Origin of the sequence: Streptomyces sp. NPDC020875, from assembly GCF_040641415.1 — a bacterium.
In the GTDB taxonomy this organism is placed as follows: Bacteria; Actinomycetota; Actinomycetes; order Streptomycetales; family Streptomycetaceae; genus Streptomyces.
The window spans coordinates 1-26692 of record NZ_JBFADP010000044.1; the positions used below are offsets into that span (position 1 = coordinate 1).

Consider the following 26692-nt stretch of genomic DNA (forward strand, 5'->3'; position numbering starts at 1 on the left):
CTCGGCCGACTCGGCGTCGTCGGGGTCGTACGCCGCCCCGCCCCGCCGGGGGCGGGGGGGGGTGCCCCCCCCGCCCGGGGGGGCGGGCCCCCCCCGGCGCGTTCCGTTTCCCGGCCGGGGCCCGGGTTACCGGATCGCCGGTCCCGCCAGCCGGGCCGCGGCCGTTCCCAGCCCGGTGGGCCGGCCCGGCCGTACGGTCCCCGCGCCGCGCGCGATGTCCTCGGGGCCGTAGCGGCGGACCGACCGGTGCCAGTGCAGTACGCCCGCCAGCCAGTCCTCCAGCTCCCCGACATAGGCGGAGAGCGCCGCCCGCTCCGCCGCCCCGAGGCCGAAGTCGTCGCAGACCAGCGGCAGCTCCTCCGCCTTGACGTGCAGGAACTGCCGCAGCCGCCCCCGCATCAGATCCGCCACGATCCCCACGGCCTGCGGACAGTCGCAGCCGAAGAAGGTCTCCACGACCAGCACCGCGTTGTGCAGATCGCCCTCGGTCTCGATCTCCTTCTGGTACGAGAACAGATCGTTCAGCAGGCTTGCGTAGCTGACGGCCGCGGCCACCAGGCTCGTCACCGGGCCGCTGCGGAGCACCGCCGCCGGTACGCCGCGTTCGTGCCGCAGCCGGCTGAGCAGCATCGTCAGATCGGAGCCGAAGGTGGCCCGGCGCATCTCCAGATAGTCCACCGGGTCGGGGACGCGGTGCTGGGTCAGATTCCCCAGCTCCCAGAGCCAGCTGTCCAGCATCGCCCCGATCGCGGTCCGCAGCTCGTCCCGCGCCCCGGGTGGCATCGGCCCGGCGGTACGGCCCCAGAGCTCGGCCAGCGCGCGTTCCATCGGGCTCACCGCGAACGCCGGGGCGGCGGCCGGGTCGTCGAGCGGCAGACAGGCCATCAGCCGTTCGTTGGTGAGCCGGACGCCCGCCGGGTCGCGGGGGCGGCCGAAGACGACGGAGTAGTAGTCGTCGGCATAGGTGCCCCAGGTCAGCCAGAGGGCGCTCAGCTCCAGCTCCTCCGGGGTGGCGTCCGGGTCGATCCCCGCCGAGCAGAGCGCGAAGTCGAAGCCGCGCAGCATCCGGGCGTCCCAGATGTCGCCGAGCAGCCCCATCCGTTCCGCCCAGGCGATCGACGCCTCCAGGGCCCGTCCGTGGTGCGGATTGAGCCGCAGGGGGAACGGCAGGGCCAGTTCGGGCAGGAGCGAGGGGCCGGTCCGCCGGTACGGGGTGTGCGAGAGGGCCCGCAGTCTGGCCTCGGCGGGGCGGCCGAAGAGGTTGCGGACGTCGAACGCCGAACCGCCGAGCGGGCCGCCGGAGCGGGAGCCGGTCCCGGCCCGCTCGTTCATATAGCGGCTCGACCGCAGATGCCAGGCGTGGCCGCCGGACTGCCAGTCCTGGAGCCCCTTGACGTAGCGGGCGACCGCCGTGACCTCGTCCGGGGTCAGGCCCCGCTCCAGACAGAGCGCCGGGACCTCCGTCACCGCGGTGTTCTCGAACTGGTGGAGCCGTGAGGTGAGCAGATCGTTCACCGCCTCGGCCGCCTCCTGCGTCGGACAGCCGAGAAACGTCTCCAGGACCAGGACGCCATTGCTCAGCTCACCCTCCTCCTCGACCTCCCGCTGGTAGGAGAAGAGGTCGTTGCGGAGATGGACGGCGTCGGCGAAGCACTCGGTGAGCACCCGCAGCGGACGGGACCGGGCCGCGGACGCGGGCAGTTCGGCTCCCGCCGCGAACTCCACCAACTGGGCCGACCAGGGGGCGCCGCCCACCTTGCGGCGCATCTCGATGTACTCGACCGGATTGGCCACCCGGCCCTCGTTGATATTGGCCAGCTCCCAGTCGGACTCGTTGAGCAGATCGCGGGTGGACTCGGTGAACCGGGCCAGCCACCCCGGCCCCATGGCGGGCACGGTCCGCCGCCACAGATCGGCGAGCCCCGCCTCCACCGGATTGACCGGCTCCGGCGGCTCCGTACCGGGCTCCACGGGCATGAACGCGGCCAGCCGGTCGAGATGGACCCGGCCGCCCCGGCGGTCCCGGGGCCGCTTGAACATCTCCAGGAAGTGGTCGTCGAAGAAGAAGACCCAGACGTACCAGTCGGTGACCAGGGCGAGGGTCTCCGGGTCGCAGTCGGGGTGGGTGTAGGCGCAGAGCCCGGCGTAGTCGTGCGCCTCCAGGTCCGGCTCCTCCCAGACGCCCGACCCCTCCAGCATCCCCATGGACCGGGCCCAGGCCCGGGTATGGGTCCGGGCCGACTCCACGGCCGGGTTGAGCCGGGCCGGCCAGGGCAGATAGAAATCGGGCAGGACAAAGGGCTGAGCCATGCGTGCCGGGCCTTTCGGATCGGGCGGGACGTTCTCGCCGCCAGTGTCTGCCCGTCCCCCGGACGGAGCACGCCCCGAACCGATTAGTCATATCAACGTACGAACGCATCGCCGGGGCGCACGGGTCGGCCCCGACGCGCCCCTGGATGCCGCGCACGCCCCCTCCCAGCAGCCATCGGACCCCCGGCCCGGCCCCCGCCCGGCCGGACTGCCCGCTGTCACGTATCACCCCTGGGCCCGATCCCTCGAACGCCCTTGCGAAATGCCCGTATCCGTCCGGTCGTACGGCTCCCCGGCCCGGCCGGACCGTCCACCGGGCGGCCCTGTCGGGGGAACCGCCGCCGCCTTGCCTCCCCGGGCTGGCCGACGCCCCGTCATACGTCGCTGACCGGCTGGAAGTCGAAGATCGGTTCCCAGTACAGGTGTTCGTCGGTCCGTGTACGATCTGCCGGGTCGTCCGTACACCACCACCCGTGCAGCGCCGCACCGGGGAACGGCAGTGGGGGAGCAGATGCAGAGAGTCAGAGTCCCGCACGACGTCACCGAACTCCTCGCCGGCGCCGTCCGCGACCGCGGCTGGACGGGCCCCGCCCACCACGCCGTCGGCGGACGGGAACGCAACGGATCCTGGCGCCAGGCGGCCGCCATCGGCGCCGTCGCCCTGCTGGTCGGCACCCTGACGACCTGGGGCCTGATCCAGGTCCGGGACGAACTCGACGGCCGGGTCGCGCTCGGACTCGGCTTCGGCTATCTCATCACCCTCATCGTCGGTCTCGCCGCCGTCGCCCACCGGCCGGGACCCGAGCGCCCCGCCGTCTGGATCCAGCTCTACGAGGACGGGCTCGCCCACTACCGCCAGGGCGCCCACCGGCCCACCGTCCTCGCCTGGGACGAGATCCAACGGGCCGACCACCACATCACCCGGATCGAGGACTCCTCCGGCCGGGAGGTCCGCCGCGTCCACTCCCTCAGCGTGACCCCCGTACCGGACCCGGTCCGGCGGGTCCGGCGCGGCACCGTCGCCCTGCCGCCCGGCTTCCCCGACGCCGAGGTACTGGCCAGGTACATCACCGGCCGCACCCGCTGACCGGCGGAACCACCCCGCCTTCCGCACCGCCCCCGGCCCGCACGCCGCGGGCCCGGTACCGAGGTACCGGGCCCGTCGCGCCGATCGTCCACCCGGCCCGGGGAAGCGCCCCGGCCGGTGCCCTACCGCGTGCCGACCGCCGCCCGGACCGCCCGGCGGGCCATCGCGCAGTCGTCGTGCAGCCGCCGCAGCAGCAGCCGCTGCACCTCACCCGCCGAAGGACCGCCGGACCCGCCGGCCGCCGCCCCGCTCACCGACGGGGCCTCCCGCATGGTCCGCTGGACCGCCGTCTCGTAGGTACGGATCTCCCGGGTCAGTACCAGCATCAGATTGACCAGGAACGCGTCCCGGGCCGCGGGCCCCTTGCGGCCCGCGAGCTGACTGATCCGCCGCCGCTCGCCCGGCGCGTCCCCGAGCACCGCCCACAGCGTCGCCAGGTCGTATCCGGGCAGATACCAGCCCGCGTGCTCCCAGTCCACCAGCACCGGACCGGTGGGGGAGAGCAGGATGTTGGAGAGCAGCGCGTCACCGTGGCAGAACTCGGCCACCGGACCCCGCCCGCCGGTGGACCACGGGCCGCGCAGCAGCTTCTGCAGATCGCCCAGATCACGATCGGTGAAGAGACCGAGTTCATGGTGGCGGGTGATCCGGGACGCGTAGTCCAGCGGCGCGTCGAAGAGACCGGCGGGCGGGCGCCAGTCGTTGAGCCGGACGATCGCGCCCACCGCGGCCCGGACGTCCGGCCTCGGCGGAGCCTCCGCCGGATGCCTGCTCAGCGCCGCCGCCCGGCCCGGCATCCGCTCGATCACCAGGGTGCAGTTCTCCGGATCGGCGGCCACCAGCCGCGGTACCCGGACGTCCTGGGGGCGGTGCCGGACGAAGGTGCGGTATGCCGCTATTTCATGCCGGAACCTTTCGGTCCACACCGGCGAGTGGTCCAGCAGGCACTTGGCGACGGCGGTGGTCCGCCCGGTCGTTCCGACGATGAGTACGGAACGCCCGCTGCGCCGCAGCACCTGCACCGGATGGAACTCCGGGCAGATCCGGTGCACCGACGCCACCGCCATCCGCAACTGCGCGCCCTGCGGGCCGGAGAGATCGATTCTGCCGCTGAGCGGCTGGCCCACCGAGGGAACCGGGCGCCGCAACCGGCCCGCGGCGGGCTTGGGATCGAGATACGGTCCGGTACCGACCGGCACGGCGGGGCGCTGCGGCCGGATCGGGGCGGACACGGAGGACGATGCTGTGTACATGGGGAGAGCAGATCCCTTCGTGCGCCGACGGATTGCGCGCACCGCCCCGGCCCGTCGGCCCCGCACCCTGGGGAGTGCGGCCGAGGGAAGGACCGGGGTGGCGCGTTCCTACGTCACACCAGCGCACGGGTGGCACACCATGTGGCGGACCCTGGCGAACCCTGGCGAATAGTCGCCACCCCCTCGGGCGAGCACTACCGTTGAAGCAGCCGAGAACCTGGGGGCTTACGTGTCCGGAGGACCCAACACCCGTCTGAGCGACCTGTTCGGCATGGCCGGCTGGTCCAAGGGCGAGCTCGCGAGGCTGGTGAACCGGCAGGCGGCGGCCATGGGCCATCCGCAGCTGGCCACCGACACCTCACGGGTGCGGCGGTGGATCGACATGGGGGAGACCCCGCGCGATCCGGTGCCGAGGGTGCTGGCCGCCCTCTTCACCGAGCGGCTCGGCCGTGTCGTGACCACCGAGGACCTGGGCTTCGTCCGGAACGGCAGAGCGGGCAGGCGCAAGGGCGCACGGGCCGCGGAGCACGCGGCGAACCCCGACGGCCTTCCCTGGGCGCCGGACCGGACGGCGTCGGTCCTCACAGAATTCACGGGAATGGACCTCATGCTCAACCGACGCGGGCTGGTGGGCGCGGGCGCGGCGCTCGCCGCGGGCTCCGCTCTCACCGGCGCCATGTACGACGTGTTGCACAATGAACCCGCACTCGTGACCGACTCCTTCACCACGACCGCCGCCTACGCCGATACCGCCGGATACGACCGCTACGAGGCGGCGCCCATCGGATCGCAGGAGATCGCGGCCCTCGAACGGTCCGTCGAGGTCTTCCGGGCCTGGGACGCCTCCCGCGGCGGCGGACTCCAGCGCAAGGCCGTCGTCGGCCAGCTCAACGAGGTGGGCGGCATCCTCGCCTACCACCATCCCGAGCACATCCGGACCCGGCTGTGGGGCGTGGCCGCCAATCTCGCCGTACTCGCCGGATGGATGTCGCACGACGTCGGCCTCGAACCCACCGCCCAGAAGTACTTCGTGATCGCCGCGCACGCCGCGCGGGAGGGCGGCGACCGGCCCCGGGCCGGTGAGGCGCTGTCCCGGGCGGCCCGGCAGATGGTCCATCTGGGCCGCCCCGACGAGGCCCTCGATCTGATGAAACTCGCCCAGTCGGGTTCGGGCCTGCAGACCCTGCCGAGAACCCGCGCGATGTTCTGCACCATCGAGGCATGGGCCCAGGCGGCCATGGGCCAGGGCCAGGCCATGCGCCGCAAACTGGGCGAGGCGGAGCAGCTCTTCGTCTCGGACCGGACCGATGTGCCGCCGCCGAGCTGGATGCAGATGTTCGACGAGGCGGATCTGCACGGGATGGAGGCGCTTGCCTACCGCACCCTGGCCGAACACGATCCCTCGGCCGCCCCCGTCGCCCAGGGCCATGCCCGTAAGGCGCTGCGACTGAGGGAGGGCGGACGCCAGCGGTCGAAGATCTTCGACTACATCTCCATGGCGTCGTCCTGCTTCATCTCCGACGACCCGGAGGAGGCCGACCGGTACGCCCGGCTGGCCCTGGTGTCGATGGGGGAGACCTCCTCGCACCGGACCTGGGACCGGCTGCGGGAGATGTACCGGCTGACCGGGCGGTACGCGGAACACGCCGGTATCGGCGCGCTCCGGGAGGAGCTGGAACGGGCCCTGCCGAACAGTCCGTCCCGGAGGGCCGGGCTCGCCGTGACCTGACCCGGCCCGCCGCCGGAGCGGGGGTCAGGCACCGACCCGGGCCACCAGGACACAGGCGTCGTCCTGCCGTCCGGCGCCGCCGAACGCCTCGGCGACCAGCCGTACCCCGTCCTGGGCGTCCCGGGCCCCGGACAGCACGGGGGCCAGCCCCAGCAGCCGGGCGGTGCCGGACTCCTCGGCGGCGCCGTTCCTGGTCAGCCCGTCGGTATGCAGCACCAGCAGATCACCGGGGAGCAGCTGGACGTCGTTCTGTTCGTACTCGGGGGCCGAGGTCGCCCCCAGCAGTACGCCGTCCGGGGGCGTCAGCGGCCACCCCGTCCCGTCGCGGAAGAGCAGCGGGGCCGGGTGGCCCGCCTGCGCCCAGGTGAGGGTCCGCCGGGCCGGGTCGATCCGGCAGCAGACGGCGCTGCCGAGGGTCGGCTGGACGGAGGTCTCCAGCAGATGGTTGAGATGGCCCATCACCGCCCCGGGGGCCACCCCCGCGACCGCCATGCCGCGCAGCGCGCCCAGCAGCATCGCCATGGAGGACGTGGCGGCCACGCCGTGGCCGGTGAGATCGCCGACGCTCAGGACGTAGGCGCCGGTCGGCAGCTCCAGCGCGTCGTACCAGTCGCCGCCGATCAGATCCGCGTTGCCGGACGGGAAGTAGCGGGCCGCGACATCGAGTTCGGCGGGTCCGCCGACGGGGAAGGTGAGCGAGCCGCGCCAGGGCGGGAGGACCGCCTCCTGCATCTCGACCGCCATCCGGCGCTCGGCCCGCTCGGCGTGGAGTCGCCGCCGCAGGGTCTCCTGGCTCTCGCGGACCGCCCGCTCGCTCCGGCGTAACTCGCTGACGTCGCGGAACACCGCCCACATCGAGGCGGTGGAGCCGTCGGGGCCTAGTACCGGTTCGCCCATCATATGAACGGTCCGCGTCCGGCGGTCTGGGCGGACGACCCGGAACTCCCCGTCGATGGGGCGCCCGTCGACCAGACAGCCCGTCACCAGGGTCGTGAGCAGCGCCTGGTCGTCGGGGTGGACCACGGACGGCAGTTCGTCCAGGGTCATGGCGCCGCTGCCGACGGGCCGCCCGAGGATGGTGTACAGCTCGTCGGACCAGCTCACCGCGTCCGTCAGCAGATTCCACTCGGCGCTGCCGACCCGGCTGAGCAGGGTTCCCGAACTCTGGGCGTGATCGGCCTCGTGCCCGGCGAGTGCGGGCGCGTCGTCCGGCGGTCCGGGTAAGGCCCGTTCGAGGATTCCGGCGTACGGTACCGGGGCCGTACCCCGGTCCTCGCCGAAGAGCTCGGGGCAGTCCGTGTGGGTCCTGTCGGCCGTGTCCTCGGAGATGCCCCGGCGCAACTGGCCGAGCTGGGCGCCCAGATCGTCGAGCTGATGGACCGCCAGCTCGCACAGGGCCCGCTGCCAGCGGCCCGCCGGATGGCTCTCGTCGGCGACGGTGTCACGGCGGACCCGGTCCACCGCGCCCCGGAGCCGGCGTGTCCGGTGGATCAGCGCGTCGACGGCGACGGAACCCGTGCCGGATCCGTCCTCCGGCAGTTCCCCGGAACGGTCCTCGAACACGTGGGACGGCATGTCGTACTCCGATGCAGGCGTGGCCTCGGGCCGGTCTGGGGCACGGTCGGAACAAGGGTCGCTACGACTGTCGCACAGGGAGCGAGAGCTCGTAAGGCATTTGGCAACACTCGACCAGCCGATGCTGTTGGCATATGCCAACAGCTGGCGCGTCGTGTGCCGCCGAGGGGTGATCAGCATCCTGTGTACCCTGCCGGGCGCGCCGTACGGAAGGGGCGCAGGAGTGAAGACACCCGTGCGATCGATGCGCTCCGCACGAACTTTCGGATGCCGGGTGGCTGTCCGGTCCGGGCCCGGAACGGGGCCCGCGCGCCGGGCCGCCGAGCCGGGCCCGGGACCGGGCCAGCGGTCCGGCGCGCGGGCCGGGCGGGGGAGTACGCGAAGGCCGCGCCCGTCCCCTCCGCGGGCGCGGCCTCCTCCGGCGGGCGGGGTCAGCCGCCCGCGGCCTCCCAGCGCTCCCGGCGCAGAAACGCCAGCCTGGCCCGCTTCTCCGGCTTCTCGATCTCCGGGCCCGCCTCGAAGCCCGCCGCCAGCATCCGGGCGATCGCCTTCTCGTTGCGGGCGTCCGGCTCGACCACGACCCGGCGGTGCGCCGGGTCCGCGAAGACCAGACCGAACAGCGCCGTCATCAGCCCGGCCGTGAAGCCCCGTTCACCGGCGGCGCCGCCGGACGCCGGGCCGATCAGCAGATGGACGCCCACATCTCCGGGGAGGACGTCGTAGCACTCGCCGAGCGGGTCGGCGGCCGGTTCGTACGTCTGGAACAGCGCCACCGGGTCGCCGTCCCGCTCGACCACGAAGGCGTGGTGGGTGGTGAGGGAGTCCACATACGCGTAGATCTCCCGGACCTGCTCCCGGCTATGGCCGACCATGCCCCAGAACCGGGCCCGGTCCGCCGTCACCCAGCCGTGGACGAGGTCGAGGTCGGCGACCGGGTCGAGCGCGACCACGCGTACGGTCCCGAAGCCGGACACCTTCTCCTCGTGGACGGTCGCGCGGTCGGCGCGCGGGACCGGCGGCGCGGTCGGCGCGGCGGCGGGGGATTCAGCGGTCATCGTGCGGGGTCTCCTCGGTGAGCTTGTGCCAGTCGGTGACGACGGGGGCGAGCGCCCCCGTCAGCCACAGGGGGAGCTGGTCGCGCTGGTGCGGATCGCCCGGGGTCCCCGAGGCGCCCAGCGGCACGATCCAGCGGCTGTTCTCCCGGCGGGCCAGATCCCAGACATAGCGCGCGGAGGGCCCGCGCCAGCTGAGATCCGTGACGCCGGGGACACTCGTGGTGGCGAGTACGCAGTCGTGGTCGCCCGAGAGGCCCGGCCAGCCGCCCTCGGGCGCGGTGTCGTACCGCCCGCCCGGCAGCGCGTGCCAGGGGGCGAGCCGGTGCCGGTCGCCCCAGACGGGTTCGCGGCGTCCACTGCCCGCCCGCTCCGCGGCGACCTCCTCCAGGGCGCCGCGGACCGCCGCGGTCACATCACCCGGCGGCAGGAACGCCGAACCGAGCAGCTTCTCCAGGGCGAACCCCACCCGGGGCGTGAACGCCGTCCACGGCAGCAGCTCGTCGGGCCAGTCCCCGTCGGCGACGGCCTTCGCGAGCCCGTCGAAGAAGGGGTGCGCGGCGAGCCGACGGACCACGGCGGCCCGGAGCTCGGCGTAGAGCGCGGCCTCGGCGCTGTTGGCGTCCATCCGCCGGTCCCACTCCGCCAGCCGGGACCGGACCCCGGCCGCGGCCTCGCCGAGACCGTCGAGCCGGTCCACCGCGGCCAGCAGGGGTCGGACCGAGTCGAGCCGGGTGTCCATATGGACCGACGCCATCCCCTCGGCGGTCCACATCCGCCGCGCCCCGAGCAGCTCCCGGATCCGCGCGGCCCGGTGCGGAGCGGCGAACTCCACCCCCAGGGGCTCCGCCACCCCCCGCTCGTTCGCCATCACGGCGACCGCGCCGACGGCGGCCCGGGGCAGGGCCCGCCAGCCCCGCCAGACGTACGCCGCCTCCCACGCGGGCACGGTCCGCAGCAGGTTCTCGCGGGGGCGCCGGGGCACCCGGCCCGCGACCCGGTGCAGCAGTCCGCCCGCGGTGTCGGCGGCCAGCACCACGTTCACCGGCTCCGCCCAGCCGTCCAGCGCCCGGTCGACATCGCCGGTGGTACGCGCCCGCAGCAGCGCGGGCAGCGCCGCGAAGCCGAGATCCGAGGTGACCCGGGGCGGGGTGCGCAGACTGAGCACCTCCACATCGCCGCGCCCGCCGACGACGACCGGACCCCGGTCGGTCTCGAGTACCTCGATCTCCTGCGGGTCCTCCCCGGCGACCTCGACGGTCTCGGTATGGGCCCGGACGGGCCGCCAGCCCTCCGGGCCGAGGGCCTCCAGCCCGCCCCCGGGGGTCTCGCGCAGCCGCTCCCGGTACAGATCCTGGTAGTCGGCCATGGCGTTGGTGATGGCCCAGGCGACGGATCCGGCGTGACCGAAGTGCGCGATCCCGGGAACTCCCGGCACGGCGAGACCCAGTACGTCGAACTCGTCACAGGCCAGCCGGATCTGCTGATAGACCCCGGGGTCCTCGACCGGCCGGTGCGGATCCCCGGCGATCAGCGGGGCGCCGTGCGCGGTCCGGTCCGCGCCGACCAGCCAGCCGTTGCTCCCCGAGCCGTTCGCGCCCTCCGCCGAGAACAGCTCGACGGCGTCGTCGCCGAGGGCGCGGGCCACCTCCTCGCGCCAGATCTTGGTGGGGAACCCGGCGAAGAGGACATGGGCCCCGAGCCAGATCCCCAGCGGCACCCACGGCTCCCACGGACGGGGTACGAGCCCGGTCTCGGCGAACTGGGGCGCGCGCCGGACCCCCTCGGACATCCCCTCGTTCACCCCGGCCACGTAGTGGCGGACCCAGGTCGCGGTGGACTCGTCCAGCGCCTCGAAGCAGCGCCGCGCCGTGTCGTCGAGACGGGCCTGCCGGGCGAACCGGTCCCAGCCGGCGGCGGAAGCGCCCAGGAAGGACGCGGACGTGCCCTGGAAGCGGTTCCGCTCCACCTCGATCTGCCAGGCCCGGTCGACGGCGGCGTTCCACCCCTGTGCGCGGGCGAGCGCGTCGGCGCTCCCGGCCCGCAGATGCGGAATCCCCCAGTCGTCCCGGTAGACCTTGAAGTTCACCCGTCCCCCTCGCTGACAACGGCCCACCTCGTTTAGGTTAGGCTGGCCTAAGTTACTGCACGGGCGTTCGGATGAACAAACGCCATTGAAGGGGAAGGAGTCGGGCGTGGGGCATGGCTGGGAAGGTGTGGTCCTCAAGCTGATGCGGGGGAAGGACTTCCGGTTCACCGTCACCGGAACCGAGGCGGTCGGAGACCGCTTCCACCGCGTCCACTTCACCGACGGCGGCATGCTCGCCCAGACCGGAGCCCACCCCACCATGTGGGTCCGGGTCTGGTTCGACAACGCGGGCAAGCCCCACCAGCGCGCCTACACCCTGGTCGACCCCGACCCCGCGAACGGCACCTTCAGCCTGGAATTCGCCCTCCACGAAGGACCCGCCTGCGACTGGGCGCGCGCCGCCCGCACCGGCGACACCATCGAGGCCACCCTCCAGGGCACCGGCTTCACCACCCCCGAACCCGCCCCCGGACGCATCGTCGCCGTCGGCGACCCCGCCTCCCTCCCGGCGATCAACTCCCTGCTCGACGCCCTCCCCGGCGTCCCCGCCACCGTCTTCTTCGAGACCGGCCACCCCTCCGACGCCGAACTCCCGTTCCGGCTCGACCCCGACCACCACGAACTGCGCGCGATCCCCCGCGAGAACGGCGGCGCCCGGCTCGTCGCCGAGGTCAAGGCCGCCCTGCCCGCCCTGATCGGCGACCCCACCACCGCCTACGTCTGGATCGCCTGCGACACCGCCACCACCCGTACCCTCGCCTCGTACGCCCGCAAGGAACTCGCCCTCGCCAAGGACCGGGTCAACGCGCTCGGCTACTGGCGCGCCACGGCCTGACCCCGACCGGCCGGGGGCCGACCACCGGAGGCCATGCCGTGACCCCGTACCCCCGGCCCGTACTCGCCACCGTCGTCCTCGACTGCGCCGACGCGCCCCGGCTCGCGGAGTTCTACCGGCACCTCCTCGGCTGGGAGACCCGGGCCGCCGAACCCGACTGGATCCTCCTCCAGCCCCCCGGCGGCACCGGTGTCCGGCTAGGGCGTGTTGCGAAAGTCCCGCCTGGCCCGCGACGCCCGGCACGCGCATTCTCCCCCGTAGCCCTTCGGGCACGGGGGTGCCCCCAGCGTTGTCGGGATTTCCCGAGTACGTCCAGTACGAGGGAAACCGCCCCCTGGCTCCGCCGGGGGGACCCCCACCGCCATCGCGGACTGCACGCACCGGACGCCGCGGGCCCCGCCCTTCGGGCGGACGGCGCCACTTTCGCAACACGCCCTCGCCCTCCAGGGCGAACCGGGATACGAACCCCCGGTCTGGCCCGAGCGGCCCGGCGCCCAGCAGAAGATGCTCCACCTCGACCTCCATGTCGAGGACCTCGCCGCCGCCGCCGCCCGCGCGCTCTCCCTCGGCGTCCGCGAGCCGGACCACCAGCCGCAGGACGACGTCCGGGTCCTCCTCGACCCCGCCGGGCACCCCTTCTGTCTCTTTCTGCGCGACTGACCCACATGTAATACTCACTACATGAGTTCACCCATGACGGCAGCGGCCCCGGAGCCCCGTGCCGACGGCATCCGGATCCGGCGCGCGACCGGCGCCGACTCCCGCCGCCTCACCGCGATGGCCCGCCGCTCACGCGCCTACGAGGGCCACTACGCCGCCATGGTCGCCGGGCTCACCGTCGGACCCGTCTACATCGAGACCCACCGCGTCCATGTCGCCACCGACGCCGACGGCACCCCGCTCGGCTTCTACGCCCTGCTGCTCGACGCCGCCGAACTGGACCTGATGTTCGTCGCCGACCGCGCCCAGGGCCTCGGCATCGGACGCCTGCTGATCGACCATATGACCGCCGAGGCCCGCGAACACGGCCTCGATACCGTCCGGGTCGTCTCGCACCCGCCCGCCGAGGGCTTCTACCGCGCCGTCGGCGCGGCACGCACCGGCACCGTACCCGCCGACCCCCCGGTCGTCGGCTGGCCCCGCCCCGAACTCCACTTCCGGCTGACCCCGGAGGGCTGACCCCGCCGGGGCCGCCGCCCGGCGACGGCGAGCCACCGGTTCCCGGGCCGTTCCGGCCGTCGGTGCACTTTCTCGACAGGTACGGCCCCGATCCCGCCGACGGCCGCCCGTGGCGGCGGGCCCGGAGGACGGCCCGGCCCCGTACCCGGTCGGTGCCGCCCGCGACCGCCTCGTACGGACCGGACGGCCCTACGACCCCACCACCGTGAGGCACCCGCCCCGGTGCCGCGGCCGGACCCGAACGACCCGGCCGCGCCCCGGGGCCCCGGCTCAGACCACCGCCCCCGAGGGGTTCCGGTCCCGCGGCTTCACCGGCGCCGGACGGGCCCGGTCGCGGCGCCGGGAGGTCAGGATCACCGCCAGCGGCATCGCGGTGAAGACCGTCGACGCCACCCCCGTCACCACCCCCGCCAGCAGCGCCACCGAGAAGTCCGTCAGCGAGTCGCCGCCCAGTACCGCCAGCGCCATCAGGACGAACAACGCGCCCATCCCCGTATTGACGGTCCTCGGCAGCGTCTGCGCCACCGCCAGATCCGCCAGATCGGACCAGGCCGCGCGCGGCGCCGACCGCCGCAGCTCCCGCAGCCGGTCCAGGACGACGACCGAGTCGTTCACGGAGTAGCCGACCACCGTCAGCAGCGCCGCCAGGAAGACACTGTCCACCGGCTTGCCCAGCCAGGCGAACAACCCCACCACCAGCAGCACGTCCTGTGCCATCGCCACGACCGCCGCCACCGCGAAGGTCCAGCGGAACCGGAACGCCAGATAGGCCAGCTGCGCCGCGATCGCCACCGCCAGCGCGATCAGCGCCTGGGACCGCAGCTCCGACCCCAGACTCGGCCCGATCCGCTCGTCCCGCTCCACCCGGGCACCGCCCGCCGCCTCGCCCAGCGCCTCCCGGATCCGGTTCTGCTCGGCGTCGCTCAGCTCACCGGTCCGTACGGTGATGCCGCCCTCGCCGGACTCCTGGACCACGGCCCGGGGGAACCCGGCGTCCGAGACCGCCCGGCGCGCGGTGTCCGCGTCGACGACGCGCCCGGTGACGTACTCCGTCTGACGGCCGCCGGTGAACTCCACCCCGAAGTCGAGCCCCCGCACCCCGATCCCGGCGACCGCCGCCAGCAGCAGCCCGCCGCAGATTCCCAGCCAGAGCTTTCGGCGCCGCATCAGCCGGGGCGGGCGCTTCTCCAGCCGGGTCCGCAGCCGACCCTTGGCCGCGATACCCGTCAGTCCCGGCCGGGCCCGGACCCACGAGCGGCTCAGCGCCCACTCGGCGAACAGCCGGGTGATGATCATCGCGGACACCAGCGACGCCAGGACCCCGATCGCCAGCACCACCCCGAAGCCCTTCACCGGGCCGGTGGCGAAGGCGAACAGCAGGCCCGCCGCCAGCAGGGTGGTGATATGCGAGTCGGCGACCGCGCTCCACGCCTTGTCGAAGCCGATCCGGAGCGGACGCCGGGGATCCACCGGATCCCGCCCGGTCCGCGGGAACTCCTCCCGGGCCCGCTCGAACACCAGCACATTCGCGTCGACGGCGATCCCGATCGCCAGCACGAACCCGGCCAGCCCCGGCAGCGTCAGTGTCGCGCCGAGCGCCACCACGGCGGCGTACGAGATCAGCCCGTACAGCGCCAGCGCGACCGTCGCGAGCAGCCCCAGCAGCCGGTACACCAGCACGATAAACGTACCGGTGCACACCAGTCCGATGATCGCGGCCCAGAAGCTGGCCCGGATGGCGTCGGCGCCCAGGGTGGGGCCGACGGTGCTCTGGTGCACGGTCTCCACCGGCACCGGCAGCGCCCCGCCCTTGACCAGAGCCGCCAGCTCCCGCGCCCCGTCCCGGTCGAAACCGCCGGTGATCTGCGCCGAACCACCGGTGATCCCCGAGCCGCAGGTCACCGTGCGCTCCATCCCGGGCGCCGAGACGATCCGGTCGTCGAGCACGATCGCGACCCGCCGGGCCGGATCGCCCGGCGCGGCACACGCCGCCTCACCGGTCATCCGCGCCCAGTCCTTCCCGGCGTCGCCCCGGAACGCGAGATCCACGATCCAGCCCCGGCCCGACGAACTGTCGAGCACGGCCTCGGCGTCCTTCACCCCGTTACCGGTCAACGCGGGCGGCGCCAGGGCCAGAAAGCTGCCCGGCGCGTCAGGGTCGGGCAGCACACGGGCACCGTCGCCGCCCTTCTCCGGCGCGGTCGCCGGACCGGCCGAAGCTCCGGTCACCGGATGGAAGGTGAGCTGCGCGGTCCGGCCGATGGCGGCGGCGGCCTCCCGGGGATCGCGCACCCCCGGCAGCTCGACCACGATCCGCCGCTCCCCGGAGCGGGCCAGCGACGCCTCGGCGACGCCGAGCGCGTCGACCCGCTGCCGCAGCACCTCCAGCGCCCGGTCGGTGGCGGCGGCGTCCGCCTTCACGGTGGGGGAGTCCCGGGTCTCCAGGACGATCCGGGTGCCGCCGCGCAGATCGAGCCCGAGCCGGGGCTCGATGTTCAGGGCGACGAGTACGGATACGGCGACGACCACCAGGGACGCGATCGCGCGCCACCAGGTGCCTCGGGATTTACGGGGCCTGCCCGCGGAACGGCGGGCGGGCGACGGACGGGAAGGCATGGGTGCTCCACGGCTGGGACGCGGACGCCAAGCGCCCGCGCACAGTAAAAGGGGGCCGGTCCGGGGCCGCCGCCACCAGGGCGGACGAGAGCGCGACCGGTACCGGAGGGCACACGTCCGGCGCCCGGCCCGCCGTCACCCGGATACGGATCCGGGTACGGCTGCGGGCGGCGCGTACGGACGCGGCACACCGAGGCGTCCCGCCGCAGGGGCGGTCGCCGGGGGTTCAGCTGCCGAGGAGGTAAGGGGGAGCGCGGGTACGGGTGGAGTCACCGTCCCGGCACGGCGGCGCGCGCTCCTGCCGGGGGTCGGCGGGCTCGTGCCCGGCCGGCGGGGCGGGGCATCCGGCGCGTACGGGCCCCGGGGCCGCGAACGGCGGTCCGGCGGGGCGCTCACCGGTATCCGTGGCCACCACGGACGCGACGGCGGTCACCGCCGTACGGCGGGGGTCGGGCCGGGCCGCCGATTGGCGCTGCCCCTCGTAACGGACGGGGGAGGCCGGGGTGGCCGCCACGCCCGTAGCGACGGGCGGTCCGGAGACCGGAGTACCGCCGGTGAACACGGTCAGCAGGGCCCAGACTCCGAGCAGGACCGCCGAGAGCAGAGCCGGGAACACCGCGCGTACCCGCTGCCGCATGCCGACCCCCTCCCGGTCGTGGACCCTCCGCCGGGGACAGCCTAGCCCGTGCTCCCGCGACCCGGTCCGGAACCGGGGTCGCCGATCGGGCCGGTGGTCCCCCGCCGACGGAGGACCACCAGCCGGGCCCGGGCGGCGGCGGTGGCGGACCGGTCGGACACCGGGCCGGAACGGCGGGGCGGGGACGGGCCGGCCGTCCCCGCCCGGACCGGTACCGGCGGCGGAAGCGATGAGTGCCGTCACGGACACCGTGCCCGGGGCACGGCCTGGGCCGTACGGGCCGGGAGGCGCCGCTGTGGGGGGACGGACACTCGGGTCGGCGTGCTTCCCGCCGGTGGGGTCAGGGCCCGTTGGGGGGCGGGCCCTCGGTGCGCGCCGACGGACGGGAACCCGGGGACTCATCCGGGTCATGCTCCTGTCAATCGGGGTGCGTAGGAAGCCTGCCCTCAGTGCCGCCACCGGAACAAGAACATCTTTAGGCCGGGTCCGGGGTGCCGGGGAGACGTTCCGCGCGGGTCCCTGCGGGCGCGGCGGGGGAGCCGGCGGGGCCGCGCTCCGGCCGGACGGCCGCGCCCGGCGGCGGAAGGCGTTCCGCTGATCGCCCGTTCAGTGTCGTCCGGGCTCCGTCGCGGATCGCGGCCGGAAGGATTGTTCGAGCGGCGGCGCCGGATCTCGCCCCTGTACGGCCCGGGGGAATCGAACAGAATTCGACGTACGGTGAATTGACGGTGCCTCGCGTTTTTCCGGGCCGTTTCGGCGGGGCGCGGCCGGACGGGCGCGGCTCCGGCGGTCGGTGGCGCCCGTCCGACCTGGTACTACCCAGTAGTGCGTGGTTCCGCCGCGGGCTCCGGCGGGTGGCGTGCGTCTCACTCCGCTACGGCCCGCCCCAGGGATATCGCCGGATTCACTCCATATAAGAGTCTGGCCGAAAAGCATCGCCATGCGGGTGACGGACGGGAACCGGAAGGCGTCGAACGGGACCGGCCGGGCGGAACCCCGGCCGTACGACCCGGCTCCGGTGCCCGGTATTCGGTGTCCCCTGTTCGGTCAACTCCGGCCCCGGCCGGCCTGGTCGGTGCGTACGGCCCGTCCCGGCGGCGGCCCGGGGCGTAACGAAAATATGTTTGCCGCCTCTCCCGGCGGTCGGATAATGTCACGGCCGTGACTACCGGGTCGGCCATGCGCCATGATCACAAGGGTTGCCCGGCCTCCGAGTGAGGCCGTGGCGGGCACGCGCCCCGCCCTCAGCTCTTCTTCCTCCTGTATCCCCACCGCCCCCGCGACGGGCGCGGACCGGCCGTGCCCGGTCCGTGCGGACCGCCGGGGCGTCCCGCACCGCACACGGAAGAAGCGCATGCCCAACGAGTTCAATACGAAGATCATCGAAGAGTTCCGGGCCAACCGGGGCAGGGTCGGCGGCCCCTTCGAAGGCGCCCGCCTGCTGCTGCTGACCACCACCGGGGCCCGCAGCGGCAACCGGCACACCACGCCCGTCGCCTATCTGCCCGACGGCGACGGCCGGGTACTGGTCATCGCCTCGGCCGCCGGAGCCGCCCGCCATCCGGCCTGGTACCACAATCTCGTCGCCAACCCCCGGGTCACCGTGGAGAACGGCGTCTTCACCTATGACGCCGAGGCCGCCGTCCTGCGCGGCGAGGAACACGACCTGGCCTGGGCCCGCGCGACGGAGACCGACGACGGCTGGGCCGAATACCAGGCCCGGACCGCCCGGAAGATCCCCGTCGTCGCCCTCGACGCGATCGAGGACGGCCCGCCGAACGTCTCCGGCGAGACCGACTTCGGCGGCGTCCTCACCCGGATCCACGACGGACTGCGGCGTGAGATCGGCCTGATCCGCGAGGAGGTCGCCGCCTCGGGCAGCAGCCTCGGCGTCCAGCTGAGGACCAACTGCCTGACCCTCTGCGCCGGACTGCACAACCATCACACCGGCGAGGACCAGGGCATGTTCCCGATGATCGCCGACCAGTTCCCGGAGATGGCCCCGGTCGTCGCCCGGCTCGCCGCCGAGCACGAGAAGATCGCCGCCCTGCTGGAGGAGCTGCGGCGGACCGTCACCGCCGAGAACCCCGACCCCGGGGCCACCCTCGCCGAGGTCGACCGGCTCGCCGCCGAGCTGGACGCCCATCTGGTCTACGAGGAAGAGCAGTTGATCCCCCTCTTCACCCAGTAGCCCGCCGACCGGTACGCACCCCCGCCCCGGGGGGTGCCGTACGCGGACGGGGCGCCGAGGCGCGCGGGGAACCGCGCGCCCGGGCCCGTACGGCAGGAGGCCGGCTCCCGGGCCGTGCCCCGTACGCCACCGGGTCAACGGCCCGGTACGCCACCGTCCTCCGCGTACGCCTCCAGCGCCTCCAGCACCGGCCGGACCCCGTCCTCCCGGGCCAGCAGGGCCGCGAGGGACCGGGCGCGGATCCGCGGCCCCTCGTCGCCCGTGGCCCGGCGCAGCGCCGAGGCGAGCGCCGGAACCGTCAGCCGCCGCAGCGGTACGGGCGCGGGCGCGACCCCCAGCGCCGTCAACCGGGCCGCCCAGAACGACTGGTCGAACTGGACCGGCACCGGCACGGCGGGCACCCCCGCCCGCAGCCCGGCCGCCGTCGTCCCGGCACCGCAGGCATGGACCACCGCCGCCATCCGCGGGAACAGCGCTTCATGCGGCATCTCGCCGATGGTCAGCATGTCGTCGCCGTCGGCCCGCAGGCCCGCCCAGCCGGACTGGATCACCCCGCGCAGCCCCGCCGCCCGCAGCGCCCCGGTCACGATCGCGCTCACCCGGGCGGGATCGGCCACGGTCGCGCTCCCCAGCCCCACGTAGACCGGTGCGGGGCCCGCCGCCAGAAAGCCGGTCAGCCCGGTCGGCAAGGCGTACCCGGGAGGGCCGTACGGCCACCAGTAGCCCGCGACCCGCAGGCCGGGCCGCCAGTCAGCGGGCCGCGGCACGACCCGCTCGCTGAAGCCGTGCAGCACCGGCCAGTCGCCGTCCTCCCGGGCCCGCCGGGCACCCCGGTCACAGGTCGGCGGCAGCCCGAGCCGGGCCCGCGCGTCCCGTACGGCGCCGGTGAAGACGGCGTCCACGGCCGCGTTCACCGCCCGCGCCGCCAGCCGGTTCACCGGCCGCCCCCAGGACCCCGGCCCGGCCATCGGCGGCGCGAACTCCCCGGTGACCGCGTGCGGCTGGAGATAGACCCCGAGGGACGGCAGCCGCAGCCCCTCGGCGATCGCCAGACCCAGCGGGGCGACCGCCGCCGACAGCAGCAGTACGTCGCTCTCCTCGGCCGCCGCGATCAGACCGTCCGTCAGATCCCCGGCGACCGAACGCGCCAGGGCCACCATCCGCAGCAGCTTCCCGGCATGCGTACCACTGCGGTGCAGCCCCCGCCCGGCCACGGAATCCAGCTCGGCCCGGGGATCGACGGGAAGCGCGTGGAACCCCAGCCCGGCGGCGTCCGCCAGCGGAGCGAACCGCCCGTGCGTCACCAGGGTCACCCGGTGCCCGGCCTCCGCCAGTCCGTGTCCGAGCCCGGTATAGGGGGCCACATCACCCCGTGATCCCGCCGTCATCACCGCCACGCGCATGATCGGCAGTATGCCGCCCGGTACGAAGCCCGGGGCCGCGGCGCGGCGGGATCCGGCCGCCACCCGGCCCCCGGCACCCTGTTCGAACACACCGGGACCCCGCCGACGGCGATCCGGCCCCCCGGCCGGACCGCCCCGTCCGCTGAACGGCGCCGCAACGGTACAGCGGCCCGGGCCGCCCCCGTACCGTCGTGGACGCCTTCAGGCCAACGGCCGGTACGCCCCCGGCGGCCGCCGCTCACTCCGGGACGGCGCCGCGCCCACCGGCCCGCCCGCGTACCGCGAAACCGGCCGCCGTCACCGCGTACACCGACGCGAAGAGCGCGAACAGCACACCGTGGCCGGTGAATCCGGCCGCCGCGCCGTACACCCCGTACACGACCAGCGTCGACGCCTCGGCCCCCAGCCCCGCCAGCGATGTCACCGTCGCCCTGGCCGAACCGGGGAGCGCGTCCTGGAGCCGGGCGTCCGCGACCACGTCGATCAGCTGGAACACCAGGAACGCCGGGGCCAGCAGGACGAATCCGGCGGGTGTACCCGACAGTCCGCCCGCCGCGAGGAGTACCGACGCCGCCCCCAGCAGGGCCGCCGCCCGGACCGGCGCGATGCCCCCGGCGCGCGAGGCCAGCACCCCGCCGAGCGCCACCCCCGCGTAGACGCAGAGCACCAGCAGCGGTACGTCCCGGATCGCCGCCCCGGTCGCCGCCGCCAGCAGCGGCACGTACTCGTCGAGCGCCCCCCAGACGCTGGTCACCACCACCACCGTCAGCAGCGCTGACCGGACGGCGGGCACCCGCCGCACCTCCCCGAGCCCGGACCGCAGCGTCGCCTTGTAGCCGCGGCCGTCCCCCTCGTCCCCGGCCGCCGCCCGGCTCTCCCGGTGCTCGGGCAGCACCGCCGCGGCCAGCGCGCACAGCACGCACACCGCCGTACTCGCCAACCCCAGCGCCAGGAAGCCGCCCACCGCGAACACCGGCGTCGCCAGGGCGGTCGCCACCGCCGTCGCCAGCGTCAGGGCGGCGGCGGTACGACCCATCAGCCCCGGGTAGCGCGCGGTCTCGCCCAGCCGCTCCAACTCCTCGTACACCAAAGCCTCCAGCGCGCCCGAACCCAGCGCGCCGCCCAGACCCCATAGCACGAAACCCACCGCGAACGCCGGATACGACGGCAGCAGCGTCCACAGCGCGAACCCGGCGCCCGTCATCAGCGCCCCCACCACCAGTGGCAGCCGCCGCGACACCGTGTCCGCCCACACCCCCGACGGCACCTCCGCCAGCAGCCCGGTGAGCGACCAGAGGACGAAGAGGGACGAGATCTCGGCGGTTTCCAGACCGTGTTCGGCGAAGAGCAGGGCATAGACGGGATAGAGCAGCACCAGGTCCTTCAGCCCGGCATAGGCGTACAGCCGCAGTTCCAGGCGCCGCACCGCGCGCGAGGGCGGCGGAGCGGCACCGGGGCGGCCGGGAACGGACCCGACGGTGGAGAAGAAGGGCAGGAAGAAGCGCATACGGAGACTCCGGAGGCGTGTGACGGGTGTCGGACGGCACGGGCACGCCCCGCGGGTGGTCCGCGGTCACACACTCCGGCCGCCGCACCGGCACGCCCCGGTCCGGACGGAGGACCCTCAGTGGAGGATCAATGTCGTCGTCTCACCCCGCCACCCTACGGCCCGGCGGTACGACCGGGCACGCGCGAAGGACCCCGATCGCCGCCGAAGAGGTCGGATCATATGACCGGACGGCACGCTCCCCGGCTCGTACGGCCGGTCATACGAACGGCCGTCAGCCGGGGGAGACCGCCCCCGCGACCGCCTCGGCCCCGGCCCGCTCCACCGTCGTCTCCGCCCAGACCCGCTTGCCCCCGGCGAACGGCAGCGACCCCGAATCCGACGCCAGCGCCCCCACGATCAGCAGCCCCCGGCCGCCCGTCGCCTCCAGATCGAGCGACGCCGACCGCACCGGCCCGCGCGGCGACGCGTCGTTCACCGCGATCCGCAGCCGCTCCCCGCTCAGCGTCAGATCCAGCCGGATCCGCCCCCGGGTATGCGTCACGGCATTGGTCACCAGCTCGGAGACGATCAGCAGCGGGACATCCACCTCACCCGTGACACCCCACGACCGCAGCGTCCGCTCGGTGAAACGCCGGGCGTGCACCACCGCGTCCGGCAGCCGCCACACCGGCCAGCGGGCCCGCAACGGCCGCCCGGCGGTGCCGTCGTACCGCAGCAGCAACAGCGCCACATCGTCGTCCCGGCGCTCCGCGTTCGCCAGCAACTCGTCGGCCGTCCGCCCCAGATCCACCGGATCCGCCGCCGACAGCAGCGCCCGCAGCCGCGCCATCCCGTCGTCCAGCGGCAGCCGCGCCGACTCCACCAGACCGTCCGTCAGCAGCGTGAGCACCGTGCCCGGCTCCAGAACGGCCTCCGTCATCGGATACCGCGCCTCCGGCAGCACCCCCAACGGCGGCCCGCCCCGGACCTCGACCTCCTCCGCGGCCCCGTCCGGCCGCCGCAGCACCGGCGACGTATGCCCGGCCCGGACCAGCAGAGCCGACCCCTGCTCCAGATCGAGATCCACATAGCAACAGGTGGCGAAGAGATCGGTCTCCATGCCGGTGAGCAGCCGGTTCGCCAGCCCCAGCACCACATCGGGCGGATGCCCCTCGACCGCGTACGCCCGGATCGCCGTCCGCATCTGCCCCATGATCGTGGCGGCCTCCGCGCTGTGCCCCTGCACATCGCCGATGACCAGCGCCACCCGGTGATCCGGCAGCGGTATCACGTCGTACCAGTCACCACCGACCTCCAGCCCCACCGTGGCCGGCAGATAGCGCGCCACGGCACTCCCGCCGGGCAGATCGGGCAGCTTCCTCGGCAGCAGACTCCGCTGCAGGGTGCGCGCCAGCTCGGCCCGCGCGTCGAGGGCGTGCGCCCGCGTCAGCGCCCGGCCCACCAGACTCGCCGTCGCCGTCAGCAGAGACCTTTCCTCCGGGACGAAACGATGCTCCTCGTCCCACCCCACCAGACACACCCCGACCACCCGGCCGTCGGCCTGCAACGGCAGTACGGCGAGACCACCGGGCCCGATGTCCAGCAGCCCCGGCTCCAGATCGGCGCCCGGCAGCCAGGCCGTGACCGTACCGTCGCGCAGCGCCCGCCGCAGCGTCGGCAGCTCGTTACTGGGGGCGTCGGGCCACTCCGAACGCCACTCCGAGCGCCACAGATCGGGCCAGGCGTCCGGCTCCGGCGGATCGAGCAGGGTGACGATCAGCCGCTCCGCCTCCACCTCCGCCACCGCGACCCGGGTCGCCCCCAGCGGATCACGGAGCGCCGCCGCCACGGTCTCACTGACCTCCCGGACCGTCGTCGCCCCCGCCAGCTCCGCCGACAGCCGCTGCACCCGCGACACCTCGTCGGCGCTGGGCCGCAGATAGGAGGCGTCCGCCACCACACCCAGCATCCGGCCCGGGGCGCCGTCGCCCGCCGGAACGATCCGGCAGCGCAGCCCCAGCCACCGCAGCTCACCGCTGAGACAGCGGACCCGGAAGGCGAGCTGATGCTCCGACGACGCCCCCTGCCCCGGCTCCACCACCGACATCAGCGCCGGTACGTCGTCGGGCACGGCACAGGCCACCAGGGTCGTCGCCCGCCCGTCGAACTCCCCGGGCGGTAGCCCCAGCAGATCGAGCATCTGCCCGTCCGCGGTCATCGCCCCGGTGTCCAGCTCGACGCAGAAAGAGCCGCTGCGCGGCGGCACCAGACCCCTGCCCCCGTCCGGTACCGGCTCGCCCCGGCGCAGCAGCCGCGACTGGGACGCCTCCACCCGGGCCGAGACCTGGTCCGCGTACAGCTCCAGCAGTAATCGCCGGTCGGCGTCGAACCCCTCGGGAACCACCCCCGCCACGACCAGGCAGCCGCGCCGCCCGGCGTGCCCGCCGAGCGGCAGCACCGCCAGAGCCGTCCCGTCCGGCCACAGCTTGACCCGGTCCCGCAGCCCGTCACCGGACGTCTCCGATAAGGAGGAGTCCGGACCGCCGTCCCCGGCGGAGTCGTCGGCGGTACGGGCCGCGAGCGCGGCGGGGCCGAGCCAGTCGGGTCTGCCGGTCCGGAACGCCTCGGCCACGGGCGAACGTCCGGCCAGCGGAAACACCGAGGGCATCCCGTACCCGGCACCCGCCGCCTCGGCGGACTCGGCGAGCACCAGTCGGTCCCCGTCCTCGCCCAGCAGATAGACGGCCGCGCACCCGGCCTCGCAGAACGCAAAGTCTTGCCTGGTCAAGGCCCGTATCGCCCCCAAAGCCACGGCCTGCACAGTGCCACGGCCCCCGCCGTGGCCGCCCACTCTATGGTGCCCGCCCCACCCTGGGGGAGTGTTGTCCTGGTGAATCCCGGCCACCGCGACCAGCCGTGCGGTTCCCGGGTCGCGGGGCGGCCCCCAGGCGAGCCGGGGCGCCAAGGAGATAGGGAGTCCCTCCCCGTCGCCGAAGGCACAGGGGGCGGGGAACCCCGCGGTCGACCCGCTACGACCCGCGGACGGCGGACGCGGCACCCCCGGCACCGCCCCCGACACCCCGAGTCAGAGCCGACCCCGCCGCCGTTCCCCCAGGATGAGCAGCCCGAGATACGCGCCGCCGATCGCCATCGTGTAGATCCCGACCGGCAGATTCTCGAACAGCGGCAGCTGCTGCGCGCACAGATCGGCGACCACCAGCAGCAGCGCCCCCGTCACCCCGGACAGCAGCAGATGCGGCCCCGGCAGCCGGGTCAGCCGCTTGGCGACCTGGGGCGCGGTCAGGGCGATGAACGCGATCGGCCCCGCCACGGCGACCGCCCCCGCCGCGAGCACGATCGCCAGGACCACGGCGCAGGTCTTGGTGCGCCGTGGTTCGGCCCCGAGACCCTGGGCGATGTCGTCGCCCATCTCACCCGCGCCCAGCGGCCGGGCGAGCAGCAGCAGCGGCACCGCCGCCACCAGCAGGACCAGCCCGATGGTCGTCGCGTCCTCCCAGGAGCGGGACGACAGACTGCCGTTGATGTACGCCGTCAGCGCCGACGCGTTGTCGCGCTCCATCGCGTAGACGACGTACTGCGTCGTGGCCTGGCAGATCGCTGCGACCCCGATACCCGCGACGACCAGCCGCCCCGGATTGCGGAACCCGGTACCCGTCGACAGATAGACCAGCACCATCGCGAGTACGGCCCCGACGAGCGCCCCGACCGGAACCGGCACGGTCCCGGTGAGGAAGAGCGCGGCGGCCGAGGCGCCCGCCCCCGCCCCCGCGGCCACACCGATCACATCCGGGCTGCCCAGCGGGTTACGGGTCGCGGACTGGAACAGCGCCCCGGAGAGCCCGAGGGCGCAGCCGGTGCCGAGGGCGACCACGAGGCGGGGCCCCCGCAGCCGCTCCAGGACGAACGCGTCCCGGCCCTCGGCGCCGCCGGAGAGCGCCGTACCGAGTTCGGCGAGCGGAATCCCGAGCCGTCCCAGGGTCAGGGTCGCCACCGACGCCACCACGGTCAGCGCCAGCAGCCCGAGGGCCACCACGACGGCGCGCGGCCGGACCGCCACGGCCACCGGCCCCAGCCGTACCAGCCCCTTCGGCCGCCCGGCCCGCCCCCGAGGACCGCCGGGGCCCGCGGGCGAGGGCCCGTCCGCCGTACCGGCGTCCCGGACCGGAAGCTCCCGTACGGTCATGCGTTCCCCCTCATCCGCCGGACCGCGACGAGCAGCGCGGGCGCGCCGATGAACGCGGTCACGACGCCCACCATCAGCTCCTGCGGCCGCATCACGACCCGCCCCACCACATCCGCGAAGAGCAGCAGCGTCGGCCCCGCGACACAGGCGAAGACGATCTGGTGCCGGAAGTCGACCCCGACCACGGCCCGGACGACATGCGGCACGGCGAGCCCGATGAATCCGATCGGCCCGACGGCCGCGGTCGCCGACGCGCTGAGCAGCGTCGCCGCGATCAGCCCGCCGGAGCGCACCAGCCACGGACGGGCCCCGAGGGCCGCCGCCGTGGCGTCGCCGAGGGCGAGCGCGTTCAGCCCGCGCGCCAGGATCACCGCCAGCAGCAGCCCGACGGCCGCGAACGGCACCATCGCCCGGAAGACGTCGAAGTCCCGGCCGCCCAGCGCGCCGACCACCCAGTAGCGGTAGCTGTCGAAGACCTGCGGCTCGGTCAGGGTCACGGCCTGGATATAGGCCATCAGTACGGCGGTGAGCACCGCGCCCGCCAGGACCAGCCGGACCTGGCTCCGCCCGGAGCCCCCCGATCCGATGACCAGGACCAGCACCCCGGCCACGAGCGCCCCGGGCAGCGCCCACCACATGGCGGCCGTGCTGCCGGTCGCGCCCAGGAACGCGGTCGCGGTGACGATACTCGCCGACGCGCCCGCGTTGATACCGAGCAGTCCGGGCTCGGCGAGGGCGTTCCGGGTGACGCCCTGCATCAGGGTGCCCGCGACGGCGAGCGCGAGACCCGCCAGGACGGCGAGCGCCGTCCGCGGATAGCGGCTCTCGACGACCGCGGTGACCTGAGCGTCGGCCGTGCCCGACAAGACGTCGACGACCTCCCCGAAGGAGGTCGTACGGCTGCCGAACATCACACTGGCGAAGAGCGCGAGGGCGAGCAGCACCAGCCCCGCGGACATACCGGCAACGACCCGCCGGGCGGCGCCCCCCTCTCGGGAGGCACCGCCCGGCGGGGCCGATGAGATCGTGGCCATGGTGGTGGC

17 protein-coding genes and 2 pseudogenes are annotated in these 26692 nt (G+C 74.4%); 7 read left to right on the forward strand and 12 right to left on the reverse strand.

Annotation, left to right across the window (positions count from 1 at the left end):
• Nucleotides 1–126: 126 nt before the first annotated feature.
• A complete protein-coding gene (locus AB0G74_RS24055; protein ID WP_361149735.1) occupies nt 127–2310 on the reverse strand; it encodes a terpene synthase family protein in 2184 nt (727 codons plus the stop codon).
• A 511-nt stretch (nt 2311–2821) separates the two neighbouring features.
• Here AB0G74_RS24055 and AB0G74_RS24060 point away from each other — a divergent pair.
• Nucleotides 2822–3397 carry a hypothetical protein gene (locus tag AB0G74_RS24060; RefSeq protein WP_361149737.1) on the forward strand — a complete coding sequence of 192 codons (576 nt, stop codon included), beginning with the start codon at nt 2822–2824 and terminating at the stop codon, nt 3395–3397.
• Between the two features lie 122 nt (nt 3398–3519).
• On the opposite strand, the gene AB0G74_RS24065 is transcribed toward AB0G74_RS24060, so the two are convergent.
• Complete coding sequence (locus tag AB0G74_RS24065; RefSeq protein ID WP_361149740.1) at nt 3520–4650, reverse strand: aminoglycoside phosphotransferase family protein; 1131 nt, start codon at nt 4648–4650, stop codon at nt 3520–3522.
• A 229-nt stretch (nt 4651–4879) separates the two neighbouring features.
• Here AB0G74_RS24065 and AB0G74_RS24070 point away from each other — a divergent pair, with 229 nt between their 5' ends.
• Nucleotides 4880–6379, forward strand: coding sequence for a hypothetical protein (locus AB0G74_RS24070; RefSeq protein ID WP_361149742.1), 1500 nt, complete (start codon nt 4880–4882; stop codon nt 6377–6379).
• A 24-nt stretch (nt 6380–6403) separates the two neighbouring features.
• Here AB0G74_RS24070 and AB0G74_RS24075 read toward each other — a convergent pair whose 3' ends face one another.
• The 3 genes from AB0G74_RS24075 to AB0G74_RS24085 form a co-directional block, all read right to left on the reverse strand.
• Nucleotides 6404–7954: a SpoIIE family protein phosphatase gene (locus tag AB0G74_RS24075; protein ID WP_361149745.1), complete on the reverse strand. Its 1551-nt coding sequence runs from the start codon at nt 7952–7954 to the stop codon at nt 6404–6406.
• A gap of 431 nt (nt 7955–8385) precedes the next feature.
• Nucleotides 8386–9009, reverse strand: a complete 624-nt coding sequence (locus AB0G74_RS24080) for a GNAT family N-acetyltransferase (protein WP_361149748.1) — start codon at nt 9007–9009, stop codon at nt 8386–8388.
• The gene (locus AB0G74_RS24085) at nt 8999–11095 is read right to left on the reverse strand and encodes a penicillin acylase family protein (protein WP_361149751.1); all 2097 of its coding nucleotides are present in this window, start codon (nt 11093–11095) and stop codon (nt 8999–9001) included. Before AB0G74_RS24085 ends, AB0G74_RS24080 begins: the two co-directional genes overlap by 11 nt.
• A gap of 106 nt (nt 11096–11201) precedes the next feature.
• On the opposite strand from AB0G74_RS24085, the gene AB0G74_RS24090 reads away from it, so the two are divergent.
• The 4 genes and pseudogenes from AB0G74_RS24090 to AB0G74_RS24105 all read left to right on the forward strand — a co-directional run bounded on the left by AB0G74_RS24090 (nt 11202) and on the right by AB0G74_RS24105 (nt 13109).
• Nucleotides 11202–11930 (forward strand): siderophore-interacting protein, encoded by a 729-nt coding sequence (locus tag AB0G74_RS24090; protein ID WP_361149754.1) that lies wholly within the window; start codon nt 11202–11204, stop codon nt 11928–11930.
• A gap of 38 nt (nt 11931–11968) precedes the next feature.
• Nucleotides 11969–12094: pseudogene (locus tag AB0G74_RS24095) on the forward strand (VOC family protein); the annotation flags it as partial.
• Between the two features lie 271 nt (nt 12095–12365).
• Nucleotides 12366–12590, forward strand: a pseudogene (locus AB0G74_RS24100) (VOC family protein); the annotation flags it as partial.
• A gap of 21 nt (nt 12591–12611) precedes the next feature.
• Complete coding sequence (locus AB0G74_RS24105) at nt 12612–13109, forward strand: GNAT family N-acetyltransferase (RefSeq protein ID WP_361149756.1); 498 nt, start codon at nt 12612–12614, stop codon at nt 13107–13109.
• Between the two features lie 270 nt (nt 13110–13379).
• On the opposite strand, the gene secD is transcribed toward AB0G74_RS24105, so the two are convergent.
• Nucleotides 13380–15725, reverse strand: a complete 2346-nt coding sequence (gene secD, locus AB0G74_RS24110; protein ID WP_361149758.1) for a protein translocase subunit SecD — start codon at nt 15723–15725, stop codon at nt 13380–13382.
• 226 nt (nt 15726–15951) lie between these two features.
• On the reverse strand, nt 15952–16362 hold the full coding sequence (locus AB0G74_RS24115; RefSeq protein WP_361149760.1) for a hypothetical protein: 411 nt from the start codon (nt 16360–16362) through the stop codon (nt 15952–15954).
• Between the two features lie 1354 nt (nt 16363–17716).
• On the opposite strand from AB0G74_RS24115, the gene AB0G74_RS24120 reads away from it, so the two are divergent.
• Complete coding sequence (locus AB0G74_RS24120) at nt 17717–18553, forward strand: nitroreductase/quinone reductase family protein (RefSeq protein WP_361149762.1); 837 nt, start codon at nt 17717–17719, stop codon at nt 18551–18553.
• A gap of 134 nt (nt 18554–18687) precedes the next feature.
• Here the strand turns inward: AB0G74_RS24120 and AB0G74_RS24125 are convergent, their stop codons facing one another.
• From AB0G74_RS24125 to AB0G74_RS24145, 5 genes are all read right to left on the reverse strand, one after another.
• A complete protein-coding gene (locus AB0G74_RS24125) occupies nt 18688–19956 on the reverse strand; it encodes a glycosyltransferase (protein ID WP_361149765.1) in 1269 nt (422 codons plus the stop codon).
• A 238-nt stretch (nt 19957–20194) separates the two neighbouring features.
• Nucleotides 20195–21463: an MFS transporter gene (locus AB0G74_RS24130; RefSeq protein WP_361149768.1), complete on the reverse strand. Its 1269-nt coding sequence runs from the start codon at nt 21461–21463 to the stop codon at nt 20195–20197.
• A gap of 274 nt (nt 21464–21737) precedes the next feature.
• Complete coding sequence (locus AB0G74_RS24135; RefSeq protein ID WP_361149771.1) at nt 21738–24233, reverse strand: SpoIIE family protein phosphatase; 2496 nt, start codon at nt 24231–24233, stop codon at nt 21738–21740.
• Between the two features lie 297 nt (nt 24234–24530).
• On the reverse strand, nt 24531–25649 hold the full coding sequence (locus AB0G74_RS24140; protein ID WP_361149773.1) for an iron chelate uptake ABC transporter family permease subunit: 1119 nt from the start codon (nt 25647–25649) through the stop codon (nt 24531–24533).
• A complete protein-coding gene (locus AB0G74_RS24145; RefSeq protein WP_361149776.1) occupies nt 25646–26683 on the reverse strand; it encodes an iron chelate uptake ABC transporter family permease subunit in 1038 nt (345 codons plus the stop codon). The genes AB0G74_RS24140 and AB0G74_RS24145 overlap by 4 nt, the downstream gene beginning before the upstream one ends.
• Nucleotides 26684–26692 lie beyond the last annotated feature (9 nt).

Bases quoted from the DNA above. Each gene is read 5' to 3' on its own strand.
- AB0G74_RS24065 (WP_361149740.1), bottom strand. From the start codon at position 4,650: ATGTACACAGCATCGTCCTCCGTGTCCGCCCCGATCCGGCCGCAGCGC.
- AB0G74_RS24105 (WP_361149756.1), top strand. From the start codon at position 12,612: ATGAGTTCACCCATGACGGCAGCGGCCCCGGAGCCCCGTGCCGACGGC.
- AB0G74_RS24060 (WP_361149737.1), top strand. From the start codon at position 2,822: ATGCAGAGAGTCAGAGTCCCGCACGACGTCACCGAACTCCTCGCCGGC.
- AB0G74_RS24055 (WP_361149735.1), bottom strand. From the start codon at position 2,310: ATGGCTCAGCCCTTTGTCCTGCCCGATTTCTATCTGCCCTGGCCGGCC.
- AB0G74_RS24075 (WP_361149745.1), bottom strand. From the start codon at position 7,954: ATGCCGTCCCACGTGTTCGAGGACCGTTCCGGGGAACTGCCGGAGGAC.
- AB0G74_RS24080 (WP_361149748.1), bottom strand. From the start codon at position 9,009: ATGACCGCTGAATCCCCCGCCGCCGCGCCGACCGCGCCGCCGGTCCCG.
- secD (WP_361149758.1), bottom strand. From the start codon at position 15,725: ATGCCTTCCCGTCCGTCGCCCGCCCGCCGTTCCGCGGGCAGGCCCCGT.
- AB0G74_RS24115 (WP_361149760.1), bottom strand. From the start codon at position 16,362: ATGCGGCAGCGGGTACGCGCGGTGTTCCCGGCTCTGCTCTCGGCGGTC.
- AB0G74_RS24125 (WP_361149765.1), bottom strand. From the start codon at position 19,956: ATGCGCGTGGCGGTGATGACGGCGGGATCACGGGGTGATGTGGCCCCC.
- AB0G74_RS24120 (WP_361149762.1), top strand. From the start codon at position 17,717: ATGCCCAACGAGTTCAATACGAAGATCATCGAAGAGTTCCGGGCCAAC.
- AB0G74_RS24130 (WP_361149768.1), bottom strand. From the start codon at position 21,463: ATGCGCTTCTTCCTGCCCTTCTTCTCCACCGTCGGGTCCGTTCCCGGC.
- AB0G74_RS24140 (WP_361149773.1), bottom strand. From the start codon at position 25,649: ATGACCGTACGGGAGCTTCCGGTCCGGGACGCCGGTACGGCGGACGGG.
- AB0G74_RS24145 (WP_361149776.1), bottom strand. From the start codon at position 26,683: ATGGCCACGATCTCATCGGCCCCGCCGGGCGGTGCCTCCCGAGAGGGG.